The sequence below is a fragment of the Vibrio sp. 10N.261.55.F4 genome (assembly GCF_041470465.1).
GTDB classification, from domain to species: Bacteria; Pseudomonadota; Gammaproteobacteria; order Enterobacterales; family Vibrionaceae; genus Vibrio; species Vibrio crassostreae_C.
Genome location: NZ_JBFRMM010000002.1, coordinates 125,618 through 141,153 on the forward strand (window position 1 = coordinate 125,618; position 15,536 = coordinate 141,153).

17 protein-coding genes are annotated in these 15,536 nt (G+C 43.7%); 7 read left to right on the forward strand and 10 right to left on the reverse strand.

What is annotated here, in order from left to right:
* Positions 1-6: 6 nt before the first annotated feature.
* Both rlmF and AB4249_RS01360 read right to left on the reverse strand, forming a co-directional pair.
* Positions 7-1,329, reverse strand: coding sequence for a 23S rRNA (adenine(1618)-N(6))-methyltransferase RlmF (gene rlmF, locus AB4249_RS01355; protein ID WP_372102209.1), 1,323 nt, complete (start codon positions 1,327-1,329; stop codon positions 7-9).
* Positions 1,330-1,333: 4 nt separating this feature from the next.
* The gene (locus AB4249_RS01360) at positions 1,334-1,831 is read right to left on the reverse strand and encodes a YgjP-like metallopeptidase domain-containing protein (protein WP_229647275.1); all 498 of its coding nucleotides are present in this window, start codon (positions 1,829-1,831) and stop codon (positions 1,334-1,336) included.
* Between the two features lie 137 nt (positions 1,832-1,968).
* On the opposite strand from AB4249_RS01360, the gene AB4249_RS01365 reads away from it, so the two are divergent.
* Entirely contained in the window at positions 1,969-2,205 is a 237-nt protein-coding gene (locus AB4249_RS01365) for a glutaredoxin family protein (RefSeq protein WP_016786183.1), read from the forward strand.
* Between the two features lie 88 nt (positions 2,206-2,293).
* On the opposite strand, the gene AB4249_RS01370 is transcribed toward AB4249_RS01365, so the two are convergent.
* On the reverse strand, positions 2,294-3,166 hold the full coding sequence (locus tag AB4249_RS01370) for a LysR family transcriptional regulator (protein ID WP_017065533.1): 873 nt from the start codon (positions 3,164-3,166) through the stop codon (positions 2,294-2,296).
* 110 nt (positions 3,167-3,276) lie between these two features.
* Between AB4249_RS01370 and AB4249_RS01375 the strand changes: the two genes are divergently transcribed.
* A complete protein-coding gene (locus tag AB4249_RS01375) occupies positions 3,277-4,476 on the forward strand; it encodes an MFS transporter (protein WP_372102210.1) in 1,200 nt (399 codons plus the stop codon).
* A gap of 85 nt (positions 4,477-4,561) precedes the next feature.
* Positions 4,562-5,128 (forward strand): DUF1415 domain-containing protein, encoded by a 567-nt coding sequence (locus tag AB4249_RS01380; protein WP_009846920.1) that lies wholly within the window; start codon positions 4,562-4,564, stop codon positions 5,126-5,128.
* A 28-nt stretch (positions 5,129-5,156) separates the two neighbouring features.
* On the opposite strand, the gene AB4249_RS01385 is transcribed toward AB4249_RS01380, so the two are convergent.
* The gene (locus AB4249_RS01385; protein WP_108099994.1) at positions 5,157-6,227 is read right to left on the reverse strand and encodes a diguanylate cyclase domain-containing protein; all 1,071 of its coding nucleotides are present in this window, start codon (positions 6,225-6,227) and stop codon (positions 5,157-5,159) included.
* A 213-nt stretch (positions 6,228-6,440) separates the two neighbouring features.
* On the opposite strand from AB4249_RS01385, the gene AB4249_RS01390 reads away from it, so the two are divergent.
* Positions 6,441-7,016: a nucleoside triphosphate pyrophosphohydrolase family protein gene (locus tag AB4249_RS01390; RefSeq protein ID WP_017059167.1), complete on the forward strand. Its 576-nt coding sequence runs from the start codon at positions 6,441-6,443 to the stop codon at positions 7,014-7,016.
* A 241-nt stretch (positions 7,017-7,257) separates the two neighbouring features.
* Here the strand turns inward: AB4249_RS01390 and AB4249_RS01395 are convergent, their stop codons facing one another.
* The 5 genes from AB4249_RS01395 to gntH form a co-directional block, all read right to left on the reverse strand.
* Positions 7,258-7,746, reverse strand: coding sequence for a GNAT family N-acetyltransferase (locus tag AB4249_RS01395; protein ID WP_017068284.1), 489 nt, complete (start codon positions 7,744-7,746; stop codon positions 7,258-7,260).
* A gap of 311 nt (positions 7,747-8,057) precedes the next feature.
* Positions 8,058-8,237, reverse strand: coding sequence for a hypothetical protein (locus AB4249_RS01400; RefSeq protein ID WP_004734908.1), 180 nt, complete (start codon positions 8,235-8,237; stop codon positions 8,058-8,060).
* A 170-nt stretch (positions 8,238-8,407) separates the two neighbouring features.
* Entirely contained in the window at positions 8,408-8,917 is a 510-nt protein-coding gene (locus AB4249_RS01405) for a hypothetical protein (protein WP_108185529.1), read from the reverse strand.
* Positions 8,918-9,102: 185 nt separating this feature from the next.
* The gene (locus AB4249_RS01410; protein WP_108338774.1) at positions 9,103-9,618 is read right to left on the reverse strand and encodes a hypothetical protein; all 516 of its coding nucleotides are present in this window, start codon (positions 9,616-9,618) and stop codon (positions 9,103-9,105) included.
* Positions 9,619-9,743: 125 nt separating this feature from the next.
* Positions 9,744-11,369, reverse strand: coding sequence for a guanitoxin biosynthesis MBL fold metallo-hydrolase GntH (gene gntH, locus AB4249_RS01415; protein ID WP_108117381.1), 1,626 nt, complete (start codon positions 11,367-11,369; stop codon positions 9,744-9,746).
* 193 nt (positions 11,370-11,562) lie between these two features.
* Between gntH and AB4249_RS01420 the strand changes: the two genes are divergently transcribed.
* From AB4249_RS01420 to AB4249_RS01430, 3 genes are all read left to right on the forward strand, one after another.
* Positions 11,563-12,402, forward strand: a complete 840-nt coding sequence (locus AB4249_RS01420) for a LysR family transcriptional regulator (protein WP_108180297.1) — start codon at positions 11,563-11,565, stop codon at positions 12,400-12,402.
* A gap of 98 nt (positions 12,403-12,500) precedes the next feature.
* Positions 12,501-13,220 (forward strand): hypothetical protein, encoded by a 720-nt coding sequence (locus AB4249_RS01425; RefSeq protein ID WP_017092618.1) that lies wholly within the window; start codon positions 12,501-12,503, stop codon positions 13,218-13,220.
* A gap of 59 nt (positions 13,221-13,279) precedes the next feature.
* Positions 13,280-13,513 (forward strand): hypothetical protein, encoded by a 234-nt coding sequence (locus AB4249_RS01430; RefSeq protein ID WP_372102211.1) that lies wholly within the window; start codon positions 13,280-13,282, stop codon positions 13,511-13,513.
* Between the two features lie 257 nt (positions 13,514-13,770).
* On the opposite strand, the gene AB4249_RS01435 is transcribed toward AB4249_RS01430, so the two are convergent.
* On the reverse strand, positions 13,771-15,237 hold the full coding sequence (locus tag AB4249_RS01435) for a lytic polysaccharide monooxygenase (RefSeq protein ID WP_372102312.1): 1,467 nt from the start codon (positions 15,235-15,237) through the stop codon (positions 13,771-13,773).
* Positions 15,238-15,536: the final 299 nt, after the last annotated feature.

Genomic DNA, 15,536 nt, shown 5'->3' on the forward strand with positions numbered 1-15,536 from the left:
CAGCCGCTATTTTAGCGCAATCCACTCTTGTCTTTGCTCATCGTCCATAAAGGTCCATGCGATAAAGCGACTTACCTTCTGGCCTTGTGACATCTCGACGACTTTTACTTGTTTCGCTCTAAGCTTGCCAAGCTCTGAACGAACCATATCGACGTTGTCTTTCTTAGAAATCAATGTCGTAAACCACAAAACTTGAGTAGCAAAAAGTTGACTCTCTCTTGCCATCTTCATAATGAAAGCGGCTTCACCACCTGGGCACCAAAGCTCGGCTTTTTGACCACCAAAGTTTAAGGTTGGTTTAGCTTGCTTAGTTGATTTATCTAACTTAACTGGCTTCTTGTTCGTTTCAGGCTTGAATGACTGACCGGCTTTCTTAGCACGGTTCGCCGCTAGATTATCCAGTTTACGTTGTGACCCCCTTTCAGCCTCTTCAAGAGAGCTGTGGAATGGAGGATTACAAATAGTGACATCGTAACGTTCATTATCCTTAATCACGCCCTTAAAGATAGATTCAGAGTCAGCTTGTAGGCGAGCGCGGATCTTACCTTTTAGATTAGGGTTGCTTTCCGCTATGAAGTTCGCTGTTTTGATGGAGACTGAATCAACATCTGTCCCTGTACAACGCCACTTATACTCTGTCGCACCAATGATTGGGTAGATACAGTTTGCACCGACACCAATATCTAATGCTTTCACAGACGCGTGGTTATAGGGTTCACCTTGGCCATCGCTATTAAGGATGTCGGCCACTCTGTGAATGTAGTCTGCACGACCAGGAATTGGCGGGCACAAGTAACCAGCAGGAATATCCCAATGTTTAACGCCATAGTGATGCGCCAACAAAGCTTTGTTGAGTAGCTTAACAGCCAATGGATCAGAGAAATTAATGGTGTCTTCGCCAACCGGATTCTTGATCAGATGCTCTTTTAGCTCAGGCAAGGCTGCAACTAGTAACTCGAAGTTATAGCGGCCAGTGTGCTGGTTTCTTGGGTGTAATCCACCTTGAGGTTTTTCAGCCGAGCGTCTTTTCTGAGCTGCGTTCTTGTTAAAAGCCGTTTTATTGAAAGAACCCTTATTCGATGATCCTTTATTTGCACCCTGCTTCCCTTTACTGTCTTTTGCAAAAGGTCGCTTTGCTTTGTTATTGCCCGCGCCTTTAGGTGCGCTATTCTTGCGGCTTTTATCAGATGTGTTCTTTGTAGAAATACGCTTGTCGCTGCTTGGCTTAGCTGTACTTGGCTTAACATCAGCTTGGTTGTCTTTTGTTTTTGCTGATGAAGTGCTGTTTTTCGACAGGCTTAGCGTCGTTCTATTTTGTGATTGGCTCATTGGGCTACTTCTTTAAATCTAAATACATCATGAATAAACGGGCATCCAACTCAAGTTGATGATATTCCGGTTCCATGTGACAGCATAGTTGGTAAAAGGCTTTGTCGTGCTCTTTCTCTTTGATATGCGCCAGTTCGTGTACCACCAGCATTCTTAGCAAAGGTTCTGGTGCATTTTTAAAAACACTGGCGATACGAATTTCATTCTTTGATTTGATCTTTCCACCGTGATTCTTAGCAACGTAAGAATGCAGACCTAACGCATTATTGATTAGGTGTATCTTGCCGTCGTAAATCACTTTCCTGATCGGTGGTGTTTTTTTCATGTAGCGATTTTTTATCTCAATCGCATAGTCAAACAGGGCTTTCTCGCTTTTTATTTCATGATTCTTTGGGTAGCGAGCTTCAAACCAAGGCACCAATTTACCCGACTCTACAAGTTGAGTAACAGGATCAAGAATGTGCTTAGGATAGCCTTGAATATAGCGTAAAGAAGGATGCATGCTGAAAGACCGTACAAGTTACACCACGACAATACGTTGTGGTCTTGAAAATTGAGCCGCATAGTGTAACTGATCACACTTTTCTAATCACCTAGGATTCGTTACACTTTAGCGAGATTCACCAAGAGAATGAAAAAATGAAACGTGTTGTATTGTACGTCGCAGACAAATGCCCGCACTGTAAAGATGCCCAAAGGTATTTAGACTCTAAGAAAATTGTTTACCGCCTAACGAATGCAAAGATGCAGCGTGGTCGTAAAGAATTGCAAGCGATGGGTGCTCGTTCTATCCCCGTGCTTAAGATCGGCGATCAAGTGATGGTCGGTTGGAATCAGAAGAACTTCGATAAGATGTATAACTCAAAGAACACTTAACGTGATTTAAGAGACTTATATTTCTACAAACAAAGCCCGAATGTCCAACCTAGGATGTTCGGGCTTTGTTTATTTAAATCTTACTAAATCACACATACCGCTTAACGAAATCAATAAAGGTTCGGTCTGCTTTTGACAGATACCCTTCCTTTCTCCACGCCAAAGATAGGTTCAGTTTCACAGGGTCTTTAAATGGCACGCCTACGACATCTTCCTCGTATTCTGTCACCAAGCTAAGCAACGCGGTGATGGCAAACTCTCGCTTCACGATAGAAAGAATCATTGGCAATAAATTGGTTTCGAACGCAATGGTCATATCGAGATTGTACTTCTTACAAGTCGCATCGATAAAATCGCGGTGGAAGTAGCCCGATTTGAACATGATCAGCTCTTGAGCAAAAAATTCTTCAAAGGTGATGGATGGTTGCGTTGCCAGTGGGTGATCTTTGCCAACTACAGCTAACATTTCTGAGCTTAACAGATGATCCGTTTCCAAATCATCTGGAACGTTCTCATGATTAATTACGCCAATATCGAGTTCGCCGTTTAACAGCATTTCACGAATCGATGCGGTGCCAGCATCAATCAAGGTCAACTTTAGGTTTGGGTATTGGCTTTTAAATGCCATCACTACTTGGGGGAAAAAGTAACTGCCCATCATACTTGGAGCGCCTAATCGAACCTCGCCTTTTTCTAGCCCCTTTAGTTCATTCATCGCGAGCTGAGCATCATCAAACTGCTGGGCGATTCGCTTTGCATGCTCAAACAGTACTTTGCCCTCCTCCGTTAAAGTGACGGATTTATCGCCTCGACGAAATAGAATCAACTCTAGTGTCTGTTCTAGTTTTTTAATGGAGATACTCAATGCAGGCTGTGCGATATGCAGCGCTTTGGCCGCCTGGGTGAAGTTACCAAACTGAGCAACAGCCAGAAAATGTCGAAGTGGTTTTGATTCAAGCATGGCGATATATTTAATATATAGAGGTGATATTTTTAATATATTTCTTTAATCACACCTGTACTGATAACTTGTTCACAAATAGCTTACTAACTCGTGCAGGCACAACGTAAATGTTTGATAAAGGCAGTCTTCAATACAAACGCATCACCCAATCATTGGCGATTGGCTCGTTTATCATTTTCTGTAACCTTTACCTCTTTCAGCCAATCTTGCCGCACATGGCGGAGCACTTCCAAGTATCTGAAACTCAGATCAACTGGTTGTTTGCTGCTACAACACTCGGCCTTTCGATTAGCTTGGTACCTTGGGCAATTGCCTCTGAAACCTTTGGTCGTAAACCCATTATTCTGTTCAGTCTGTTCGCTATCCCATTAATAGGGTTAAGCATGGTGTTCACGACTACCTTGTTGCAACTCGTTATTGCCCGCGCATTTATGGGCATCGCTGTGGCGGCGTTTGCTGGTGTGGCGGTTGCCTATATGGTTGAGGAGTTAACACCCAAAGCCTTTGCTGTCGCGATTGGAGGTTATATTGCGGCCAACTCATTGGGTGGAATCTTCGGACGTGTATTAGGCGGCTTAATTACAGACTATTTCGATTGGCATGCAACTGTACTGTTTTTCGTTGTCGGTTCATTGCTTGGTGCACTCTTTATTGCCTATCGCCTACCTGACCAACAGAACTTCAAACCTCAAAAAGGGCTGTTCTTTCATCACAACCGCTCCGTTGTAATGCACTTAAGAAACCGCACACTGTGGCTTGCCATGTTGATTGGTGGTGCTAACTTCGCGCTGTTTGTTAACCTGTACTCTGTAATGGGCTTTAGGCTAGTATCCGAACCTCACTCGGTACCCGTTGGTTTAGCTTCACTGATATTCCTATGTTACTTGGCCGGTACGGTCAGCTCTAAGCTATCAAACAAATGGACACTTCGCTTTGATCCGTTAAACGGAATTTTGATGGGCGTGTGCATTAGCTTAATTGGAATGCTGGTTTCTGCGGTCGATAAAGTCCCGTTCATGTTAGCTGGCTTGTTATTGATTAGTGGCGGTGCGTTCTTTGCCCACACTCTTGCCTACTCTTGGGTGAGTCAAAAAGCACCGAGCGCTAAGGCGACAGCGACCGCGCTCTATCTGGTTCACTATTATATTGGCGGTAGTTTAGGTGGATTCTTGCTTTTATATTGCTGGCAACTGTTCGGTTGGAATGGCGTGATTGCAGGTGGTTCAATCTTCTATGTCGCGATATTTGCTTGGGTCTATCAGTTGAAACAGCTACAAGTATCGACTTCCAAACTCGCACAAGCATAACTACGACTGAGTTTGTAACTCAATTATTGCTTTTGATTAACGTCCGTTCTGATATCCTACGCAAAATTTCATTTCGGAACCTGTTATGTCGAACACTCAAAGCACAGATCTTCAAACCATCCACGACCAAGTTAAACAATGGTTAGATGATGTCGTTATTGGCCTAAACCTGTGTCCATTCGCAGCCAAGCCACAACGTAATAAACAGATTAAGATCTTTGTGAGTGAAGCGAATACGGAAGAAGCGTTATTGGAAGACATCATGACGCATTTCGTAGAGTTAGATAACACGCCTGTCGCAGAGTTGGAGACGACTTTGGTGGTTGTACCCAACATGCTGCAAGATTTCTTCGACTACAACATGTTCATTGATTGGATTGAAGCGTTGATCAAGCAAGAAGATTGGGAAGGCGTTTACCAAGTGGCAACCTTCCATCCAGACTATTGCTTTGGTGGTGCGGATCCAGAAGACGATGAAAACCTAACGAACCGTTCTCCGTACCCGGTTTACCATTTGATTCGTGAAGCGAGTATGGAAAAAGTGTTGAAGCACTACCCTAACCCTGAAGCGATTCCTGATACCAACATCGCGAGAGTTGAATCCTTAACGCCGGAAGAACGTCGTCAACTGTTCCCTTATCTGTTCAGTTAATCGTTCAGTTAATCGCTAACAAGATGGCTCATATTCCTGAGCGTTCTTGATGATATGGACGAGAAATGAACTGATCTCGTCCATTTTGTTTCGCAATGTACAGGCATTCATCGGCAACTTTGATGAGCTTATCTAACGCCGACATCCTTTCCCCTTTGGTATCCCCTGTACTCAACTCAAAATGACACGCACCGATTGATATAGTGACTGGCTTTCTATCAAGCGTGATTTTCTTCATCTCTTGTAAAAGAGTCATGAACTTATCTTCAACACAACTTGGTGTTTTATTGGGGTACCAAAGAATGAACTCCTCGCCACCAAAGCGCGCCACAAACTCACCCTCTTGAGTGTTATTACTCAGCACGTTCGCCACTTTCTTTAAAACAACATCACCCATTTGATGGCCGTAAGTATCATTAACGACCTTAAAGAAATCGATGTCGACAACGGCCAAGGTTCCCTTTCCTAAAGAGCCTTTTAACTGCTCAACTTCCGTATTCAGCGTTTTGAACAAGCAACGCCTATTCGGTAAGTGTGTAAGAGGGTCATAAAGAGCTTGGTACTCTAACTTCTCATTCAGCTCTTTGAGTTTTCGTTCTTGCTGTCTTCTAACCAGTTCCACTTCGATCCATGAGGCCATTAACCTCATAACGTCGATATCGAACTCTTTGAATTCACGATGATAAGGAGCCGGGCTTGAAAAGTTTAAGGTGCCATAAAGCTCATCATTAACGAAAATCGGGATGCCAATATAAGACTCTAAACCAAAAGACTGGTAAGCGGGATGCGTCGCATACTTATCGTGTTTGCCACAATGCTCAATGCAGATAGGACCAATCGATTTACAGGTAATTTCGCAATAGGTAGAACGATAATCGAAGGTGTCACCAGTGTTGAGTTCAACCCCTTCTGGCGTAACACAGTGCTCGACTAAATAGGAATTGCCATCGACTTTAGATAAAATACCGATATCAAGGTTGAAGCGTTCAAGCCCCATGATAAGCAGCTGAGCGATCTGAATATCGAAGCCCTTCCGGTAATCATTGGTGATTTGATACAAGCGGCGTATAACAATTTCGCTTTCACTGGCTTGGTTCATAAATGGGGTCCCACTGCTGCCGAAGTTAATGGCAACATCAACATTTGGTATATTAAGAAGAGTAAAGTGTAAAAAAACATAATAATCAATTGGTTTGTATGCAAAATACCTCATTGGTCCAATGAATAAAAGTCGACTTCTTCGACTTTGCGTTAGCACCCTATTCCTAGCTTTGGTAAAATAATCCATTAACGAAACAGAATGGATAGGAAAATGAACCTTTCTCAACTAAGCCAAGAAATCTACGATCACCTTTACCGCGACATTGAAGAGTTCCGCAGTACTTTTGATCTGCCTGTTGCTGCTCCTGAAACAATGGACGAAAAAGGCGATACGCTACATACCTCTCTAGCGATCGAAGAACTAACAGAACTTGCAGAAGCTGACTCAAAAATCGAACAAGCGGACGCTATTGTAGACAGCGTTTATGTTTTGATGGGGCGTCTGGTTCACCTTGGCCAAGCTAAGGTTGAAGACAACCTAGCAATCAGCTACCTGATCGACCTGCTATTGAATGTTTCTAAAAACCGCTCAATTGACTTCTTACCTTGCTGGGACGAAGTACACTCAAGTAACATGAGCAAAGTATGTCGCAACGAAACTGAATACGCTGAAACAGAAGCCTTCTATGCTGAGCAGAACATCAAGCTGATGGCGGTTCAAAAAGGCGAATACATCATCGCTAAGTGTGCGGAAGATTTCGTATCTGAAGGCAAGACAGTTCGCCAAGGTAAAGTACTAAAATCAGTACACTACCGCCCTGCGAACCTTGAGCCACTAACGGCTTAACTAAGTTTACGACTGAACTAAGGTTAAGCTGGTTATCTAAACCGACCAGCGCACCAAAATAGCAAACGCCACGTTTAAACAACGTGGCGTTTTATTATCTGTCAGTCAATTCTAATTGTGCGCTAATCGTAGCTGCGTGCTAATTGTACCCGAGTGTCAATTGCAGCTTTGTGTTAAATGCAGCCGAGTGTCAGTAGTACCTGTATGTTAATTGCAACTGAGTGTTAATTGCAGCTAAATGCTATACCAGTCGCGCCATGTGATAAGCCGCCACATATTCGCCATTTCTGAAAGCGAACCCTGCAGACTCTCCTTCAATCACGAAACCGAACTTCTTATACAGGCTGATCGCTCTTTCATTATCGGTGTACACCGTTAACTCCATTCGCTTGATGTTAATCCAGTTATCACACAAGTCGATCGCGGTCGCGAGCAGCTGACTACCCACACCTTTGCCTAACACATCGTCTTTAACACCCATACCAAATGAAGCAACATGTCGTCTTCTAGGGTTCACACACACTTCCATTCCCAAGTTGCCAACAATCTCATCGTCGATCATCGCGACATACGAGTACACGTTGTCAGGCATATTAGAGATTCGTTTTTGCCAGCTTTCCAGAGATGGATTTGGGAGTTGCAACGTACCGGTATAAGCATTAGTGCATTCGTAAACTTCTTTGATTCCCTTTGCATCTGACGGTTCAGACCGTCTCACTATAATACTCATCGCAACTCCTACTATTTTCATCGCTAAATATGAAACACATCCTTAATGTGCACCTAGACACACTATCAAATAGTAAATATTTAACAATAGGTTAGATGAAATTGTTTTTATTGGCGCTGATGTGGGGAATGTATGTGGATGATCTGAAGAAGTAAATTTGAGGAATCAAGGTTAATTAAACTGGAGGTAATTCGATATGGGCACCTCGGGTGTGCCCACGCCGCCAAATCTATGGAATTAGTTAGCTTTGGTTCATCATGATCTAACTAATTCTGTTCTGGTTAATCATGAACTAGTTCATCTTGATCTAGTTAATCACGTTCACATTGAACTTGCATGACTTTAAGGTCCGTAGCATTGAGCTTCTTAGCTAACGCTGCGCCTTCTTCATTACATTGCTCAAGGGTCGTAAATTGAGTGTTAACTTCCATTTCTGCAGTGCTGTCAGCGCCACCCATCATTAGGCTTAGAATCAGTGTGAGTTCGTACATAAAATAATCCTCTTTCGAGCTTTCAAAGCATCCATTCGAATAAGATAAAGTGACTAGAATCCGCCCTAATTCACTTGTTTCGTTTGAGATAATTCTAGTCATTCGCTCGATTCGAGTCTTACCATTTTGTGCCAAGAGGTAACAAAGTAAGTACGCTTATCTTATTGGGCTTAGTTGATACTGAGTAAACGACCTCGTTCGATATCTTGCTCAAGTACCTCTGGTGTCAAGTCGCCATGTCCATGATGATCGTGATTATGTTGATGCCCATGATCGTGGCCGTGTGAATGACTTTGATGTTCATTTGATCTTTGAGCTAACTTATCTGAATCCAAATAAGTGTCAGTCAAATCAGCACAATAATCTTGAGTCCATAAGCGACGAGCGTCGTCATCACTCATGATTTGCTCAGCTTTAGGGCCCAACTTATCCATGTAGTACATCCCCAACTCCTCACCTTCTACATTGGCGTGGTTGATAAGATTCATGAAAGCAGGTTCTTGATTCTCATCTGATAGATGCCCATTTTTGTAACACACGGTTAGACCAATAATGTCGTCGCCAAGTTTCTCTAATTCAGGGTTAAAATGATTGTGACTGTGATTATGTTCGGCAGCGGCGACAAGCATTGGAGTAAGTAAAACACATGCGATAGCCAGTAGCTTAATGGTATTTTTCATGGGATAGACCTTCTGTATTTTCGAATACAAATTTGATTAGTTGGCTGACTTAGCTTCTTGTGAGATGAGCTAAGTTAAGGGGAACTTCAAGACCATTTCAGCCTGAGTACCCCTCTGTCTCACTACAAATAATCAATATGATTGGATAACGAGGCTCGATATAACGAGCGTTCTGTAGACAAAAATCACTTATCAACTACGATTCTTGCTGGTGCGATGGTGTAAGTCATTGGCTTCACCTCCCATTCACCTTTTGCTTCCAATGCAACCGCTAGTTCTTGCGCCTCTTCACATACCTTCGCTGGTTTTCCGTCAGCCCAGTATGATGGACCCGAAGTGTAGCCGCACATCACTGAAAACGTGTGTTGCCCATTCTTTGTGGTGTATTCCGTCATAATGACACCACCTTCTCCATGCGTTATTTTTAGCGAGCCTTCATCGGCTACATGCATTGCATCGGAAGGATTCGGTTTGACATACGTTGTGTAGGTCCCGCCATCTGACATGGATTGGTTGTCATACATGGTGTAGCCTTCTTTTTCTGAAGGTAAAGTCAGTTCGTAGTTAGGATCAATATCCGCTAAACGTTCTGAGTTATTCGTCGCACCAGGTTGATAGTTGTGAGCATTGGATTGTCCGTTAGCGAAAACAGACGCTGACATTAAAGATAGAATGACGACCGCTAAAATTGATTTTTTCATAATGAACTCCAGATATTCTAAGCAAAGAAGTTGTAAGCAATAGCTTTATGATTGAGTAAGAGAATGGGTTTGTTTACCTAACTTTTTAGGATGTGAGGGCAATATCAGCCCTCACTGCAAATACTCTATTTGTTATCGGTTCCTGCTCCTTCACCAGGCTCAGTTGGACGACTTACCGACTTGCGCTCAAGATTGTGGTGAGCACGCACTCTATCCATGTATTCTTGCTTGGTGTTCATACCTTGCTTCATTGCTTCTGGTACTTGTTCAGCTGGGATCACGATGTCACGGTCGACAGGCCACTCTGTTAACAGTTCTGGGTGGTAGCCTTCTGGGTAGTACAGTTTTGGATCCAACTCTAAATCACGAATCTCTTGCTCTTGTATGTCTTCACGGCTGTTTTTCGGCAACGGGATTCTAAAGTCAGACCCATCTGCCAGATCAAATTGTGGCGCTCGCGCATTCGGGAAATCAGGTAAAATACCTTCACGAACCCACGCATTATCTTTAGTCATGTTAACGACAATGCCATCTGGCGCACCGAAGTGGTAAGGCCCTTGCCAATGGTGTCGAACCTCTGCAACGGTTTCCTCATTGAGATATGGGTCGAATGTCATGTGCGTTGTCATGAACAAGCGCGGTTGTACTTCATTCGCCACATAACCCGCCGCGTACGCTGGTGTATGGTGAGTATCAACGGTGTAACGTGCTAAGAATGGCGGCACACCTTGAATAATCGAAGACACACCGAACGTTTCGGTTTGCAGCTCAGTAATGAACAAGTCTGCACCTTTTGCGTATTTCAAATCCAACTCGGTTGGGCGACCGTCTCCTGTCCAAACAAATGAAAGCACTCGACCGTCATCTTGAGTCCAATTCAAGCGGTAACCAGACGCGCCATCTTTTGCGTGACTGCGTCGCCAGTGAATCACTTCCACATTGTCTTGGTCATAGATAACGCCACCGTCGTCGCGGAAATCAAACTCGTGTACCACTATGTCGTTGCCTGATGGGAACACATCAAATGCATCGGTGTGCCAGTTCAACATTTGCTGCATGCCTTCAATCATATGACGAGTGCCATATTCTGGAGTCGCACCACTCGGGCCATAAATGTTAAGCGGCTTTTCCCAGCGACCATTCCAACCACCAAATTGATACAGGTAAGGTAATGATCCGTAGTGATCTACGTGTAAGTGAGTAATGAAGATATGGTCGAGTTCATTCATCGCGACACCCGCCGCTACGTAGTTCGCAATTGATCCTTCACCTAAATCAAAGACAAAGTTAGAGCCGTTACCCAATTCGACGTATATCGAGGTGTTTGCCTGCCCCGGGCGAATCATTGGTGATGTCCCCATGAACGTGACACGCATTTCATCCGGTTGGACTTCTTCAGTGCGTGGGAACCAGTTGGCGCCAGACACCATGTGATCCCCATAAGGTGCAATGCCCTCAAACATCAGGCCTTCTTTCCAACCTGAATTGGTTTCTTTGCGATAGTCACCATTGTTTACACCGCCCATTAACACAGAAAGCACTTCTTCTTCTGAAGAATACAAGTTCCCCTTAGGTTGAGTGCTCAGATACTCTTCAAGGGTTTCACCCTCGTGATATTCAAATTTCTCGAGTTTTTGAATATCAGAGTTAGTTTGCTTGGTGTTGTATTGCATCATTGGGTCAGCAGCAAAAGCGGTGGTCGTGATGATCATTGCTGTAGAGATGATTGATAATTTTGCGAAAGTTCTCATAGTTTCACCTATCGGTCTGAGTATTTAGTAAATGAATGAAGTTCCTTCCTCACTCCGATGCAAACAAGTTTATTAATAAACAGAACCTTGATATATAGTGTAAACTTTACTTAAAACCTCCATTTCATTTATGAGTTAATAGTGACTCCACAATGATTTGAATGAGTGGCAATAAGAATAGAGGGAACTGAATTTGGACCTTAATCTACTGACGACATTTTTGGCCGTTTACAAACACAGCTCTATCACCGTGGCATCAGAGCAGCTCGATATTTCTCAACCCGCGGTAAGCGCGGCTATTAAGAGACTCGAAGGTGTCGTGGGCAAGGCTTTATTTGTGAGAGAAGGACGAGGTATCGCGCCCACTGGAGCAGCGGTATCACTCGCTAATAAGATAGAAGACCCATTGAACATCATTGGAACGGTTGAGCAGCAAAAGAATGACCTTAAAGTCTATTGCACAGAGAGCTTGCTTCATTTCGTTAGCCAGGTTGAAGGCGTAAGCTTTACGGAAGCGCCGCTCGAAGAGGAAGAACTGTTTGATGCGCTTACTGCACAAAAAGTGGATATCGTCATTGATGTACTTTCGAGTAAGAAACACTCATTGATTGAAGAAACCATCGTCGATGAGGAGCCCGTGTGTCTGACTCGGATCAATCACCCTCGAATTGGTGAGACACTGAGTAAAGAAGAGTATTTCCAAGAGGAACATATTGCACTCAAGATCAAACGCGCCAACATGAACACGGTCGAGTTTTTATCAGAGAGCGATATCGAGCCGAGAAAAGTCAGAATTGAAACCAGCTCAATTTCAAGCATGCTGATTTTGGCAAGCACGACAGATTATATCGCCGCTTCTACTCGCTCTTTTGCAGAAATGCTTGCACCAACACTTGGCTTACGCGTTCACCCTATCCCCATCAAATTAAGACCGATCACGTTTCGAATGCTCTATCACCGCCGCTACGCTAAAGACGAACAGCACATCAAAACCCGTGAAGCAATCAAATCAGCATTAAGGAAACATAAATGAAACTGAGGTTTTAACCAAAGTTAACCCTATTAATATAAATTCAGTTTAATCACATACTCTCCAGCAAGTTAATTCAATAGAACGACACTGGAGAATCCATGAAAAAACTTAACCTTATTGCTCTACCACTTACGTTACTCAGCAGCGCAGCGTTTGCGACTTCGACTCAAGTTTACATCGAACAAAACGTTGCCTCTAATGCTGCTGATAACGGTGTCTACACCACAGAAGCTGGCGCATTAATCGATACCTCAGAAAATGGACAAGTCTATATAGGTTTTGATGACCAAGGTTGGTTAGCAGCGGGTTACGGCCACGACTTTCACATCAGCGAGTCCTTCACGTTCAACCTATACGGTGAACTCGGTAAATGGGACAACGGTGAAGAGTTATTAATCGAAGGTATTATCGATTATCAAGTGAACGACAACTTCAATGTATTCAGTGGATTGGGATATAACCAGTCAGGGCAAGTACTCGAGAATGTAAGCGACACCGCGATTAACACCAATAAGTTCATCGCCGGTGCGGGGTACTCACTCGCCGGTTGGGATTTAGCTTACCAATACACTCACGAAAACAGTGATGGATCCAATGGCGGGTTTACCCATGACGGTGACAATATCTATTTTCATCAAGGTGACTACCGTACCAATGAGCACGAAGTCGTTCTCTCTAAAAGCATCGACGACTGGACGCCCTACGTGAAATACACCTACTTCAACACCAACGAGGGTAACCTACAAGTTGGCGACAATCTAATTGGCTCAATCGACAACGACAGCATCATTACACTTGGTTTGTCTTACGACTTCTAAACATCTCAGATTCAATTCTCATAGGCAGATGGATTTGCCCACCTTTCGAGGGCACTACTATGAAAATTACTTCTCAACGCAACAAAGTCATTAATATCGCTGCAGCGATCAGTATCGTTTTGTTTTCTGCGATTCCCACCTACGCAAGTGCTGATCACTTAGATTTCCATTATCTAGAACCGAGTTATCTAGAAACCAGCTATCTAGACTCCTCCTCCGTCGAATTCATGACACCAGATTTTGATCAGGGGTATCTTAACGATGAGATTAAAGAAAACCTTACTCTGGAATAATTCTTCAACACATTACAAAACGTAAAAGACCAGAAACTCACGCTTCTGGTCTTTTTATATAGCTCTTGTTTTCTATATAACTATCATCTTCTTATAGAGCCCTGCTCAGCGATTAAGACTCCGTTTCTGAATCACCTTTTTCTAGGCTGATGACATTCAAAACCGCAAATGCAGAGGCTAAAAAAGACACCACACTCGTCAAAAAATGTGGTGTCTTGGTTATTATTGCAAGGCTAATTAACTAACAATAGTTAAGATTAGTTGGCTGGACGCCAAACGCCCCATTTGTCATTTTCGTAAGTCGCTTTAGGGTTAGTACCACCTTGAACCCACCATTGTGCTTTCCATGACTGGTTCGAGTAAGTCACGACTTCGCCACCAAGGTAAGTCGCTGATGAGTCCCACGTACCTGGATCTGGCGTAGGGTCTGGGTCAGGAGTCGGATCAGGATCCGGCGTTGGATCTGGGTCTGGTGTCACGCCACCGTCATCGGCAATTACTTCAAAAGTGAAGGTTTCAACACTGTCGCTTTCAATCGAGCTAGCCATAAACGATAAAGTTTCGTTTGCAGTGATGCCAGTGGTATCAACTACGATAGAAGCCGTGCCGTTATTTTGGATGCTTACTGAAGAACCTTGAGTTTGAGTCAATGTCGCGGCTTCGCTTGTTGCAATCACAACCTTATCGCCAGCATTGACTACATTGTCACTCTTCACTAGCTCGTAGATGTCACCTTTCAATGGTTCAACACCACCGTCGCCACCATCAATCAACGTTAACTGACCAGAAGCACGGCTATCTTTTGAGTTGAAGAAATTACGTGAAGGATCGTTTTGGAAGTACATGTAGTGCTGCATTTCAGCATGCCAGTCACCAATGAAGATCGCGCCATCTTTAAACTCTTCGTGCCAGCCATTAATTTCTGAAGCTAACAAACGAGCCCAATCGTTAACGTTTGAAGCATCAATGACGATGTCGAAGCTTCGCGCGACTTCACCATACTTGTTGATGATGTCGTATTTAACCGTATCACCAATTTCTGGCGTGCCAAACTGGTCAGAAACAAACAGGTCACCACGCACTAGATCAGGCTCTGGACCCGGCTCTGGTGGAGGGGTTGTGCCACCCGCGATAGTGATGTCTGAACAGTTGTAGAAGCCTTCGCCCGCAGCATCATCACGTTGCCAACGAACGAATAGAATCGCATCGCCAGAACGGTCTGAAGGAATAGTGACATTAATGCGGTACTTGCCGCCATTAACCGGAACGTTACCCTCTTCTTGGATAAGATCTAAGTCTCCCCACGCTAGGCCTTTGCTTAGGTCCGCGTTTGGTTTCGTTAGGTAGAACTCCCAGAAAGAAGGGTTGTGTGGCGCTGTCGCATTGAATACATATTCAAACGTACCAGTATTTAGCTCGGTACGAGTCCAACCAGTATGAGGCGCACCCATGCCGCGTTTTTGCGAATCGTTGACATAACATAACGTGCCGTCAGGAATCGCCGCTTTTACAGCATTGATGTTGTTGAAATCTTGGATATTTTTCGCGTACTCGTTACGTTGAACAAACGGGTATGAACCCGAAATGTCTTTTGCTTGAGCACACGCAGCATTAGGTGGTGTACCCGACCAAATCCCGCCTTGCTCGTAACACGTGTTCTGACGCGCGCTTGGAAACTCAGACCAACCATGAGCATTTGCCACTGACGGCACACTCGATAGCATAGCCATACCCACTGCTATTTTTAGAATATTATTATTTATTGTTGTCACTTTCCCACTCTCTATTATTTTACCCTAAACACAAAACCAATTGGTTACTAACCAACCAGCACTGTAATTCGAAGGTTTATAGTTTCTGACTTAAAGAACAACGAAAAATATATACGTCAATTTTATCAATAACAGCGGGTTTTATATTGATAGGAATCAGCATCACACAACTCAAACAAATGCGCTGTAGATAGATGATGTTGCTTCGAATTATGACATTTCAGTATTCTATGTTGATTGAGGGAACAGTA

Bases quoted from the DNA above. Each gene is read 5' to 3' on its own strand.
- AB4249_RS01430 (WP_372102211.1), top strand. From the start codon at position 13,280: ATGAAAATTACTTCTCAACGCAACAAAGTCATTAATATCGCTGCAGCG.
- AB4249_RS01410 (WP_108338774.1), bottom strand. From the start codon at position 9,618: ATGAAAAAATCAATTTTAGCGGTCGTCATTCTATCTTTAATGTCAGCG.
- AB4249_RS01395 (WP_017068284.1), bottom strand. From the start codon at position 7,746: ATGAGTATTATAGTGAGACGGTCTGAACCGTCAGATGCAAAGGGAATC.
- AB4249_RS01425 (WP_017092618.1), top strand. From the start codon at position 12,501: ATGAAAAAACTTAACCTTATTGCTCTACCACTTACGTTACTCAGCAGC.
- AB4249_RS01375 (WP_372102210.1), top strand. From the start codon at position 3,277: ATGTTTGATAAAGGCAGTCTTCAATACAAACGCATCACCCAATCATTG.
- gntH (WP_108117381.1), bottom strand. From the start codon at position 11,369: ATGAGAACTTTCGCAAAATTATCAATCATCTCTACAGCAATGATCATC.
- AB4249_RS01405 (WP_108185529.1), bottom strand. From the start codon at position 8,917: ATGAAAAATACCATTAAGCTACTGGCTATCGCATGTGTTTTACTTACT.
- AB4249_RS01385 (WP_108099994.1), bottom strand. From the start codon at position 6,227: ATGAACCAAGCCAGTGAAAGCGAAATTGTTATACGCCGCTTGTATCAA.
- AB4249_RS01380 (WP_009846920.1), top strand. From the start codon at position 4,562: ATGTCGAACACTCAAAGCACAGATCTTCAAACCATCCACGACCAAGTT.
- AB4249_RS01435 (WP_372102312.1), bottom strand. From the start codon at position 15,237: ATGCTATCGAGTGTGCCGTCAGTGGCAAATGCTCATGGTTGGTCTGAG.
- AB4249_RS01360 (WP_229647275.1), bottom strand. From the start codon at position 1,831: ATGCATCCTTCTTTACGCTATATTCAAGGCTATCCTAAGCACATTCTT.
- AB4249_RS01390 (WP_017059167.1), top strand. From the start codon at position 6,441: ATGAACCTTTCTCAACTAAGCCAAGAAATCTACGATCACCTTTACCGC.
- AB4249_RS01365 (WP_016786183.1), top strand. From the start codon at position 1,969: ATGAAACGTGTTGTATTGTACGTCGCAGACAAATGCCCGCACTGTAAA.
- AB4249_RS01370 (WP_017065533.1), bottom strand. From the start codon at position 3,166: ATGCTTGAATCAAAACCACTTCGACATTTTCTGGCTGTTGCTCAGTTT.
- AB4249_RS01400 (WP_004734908.1), bottom strand. From the start codon at position 8,237: ATGTACGAACTCACACTGATTCTAAGCCTAATGATGGGTGGCGCTGAC.
- rlmF (WP_372102209.1), bottom strand. From the start codon at position 1,329: ATGAGCCAATCACAAAATAGAACGACGCTAAGCCTGTCGAAAAACAGC.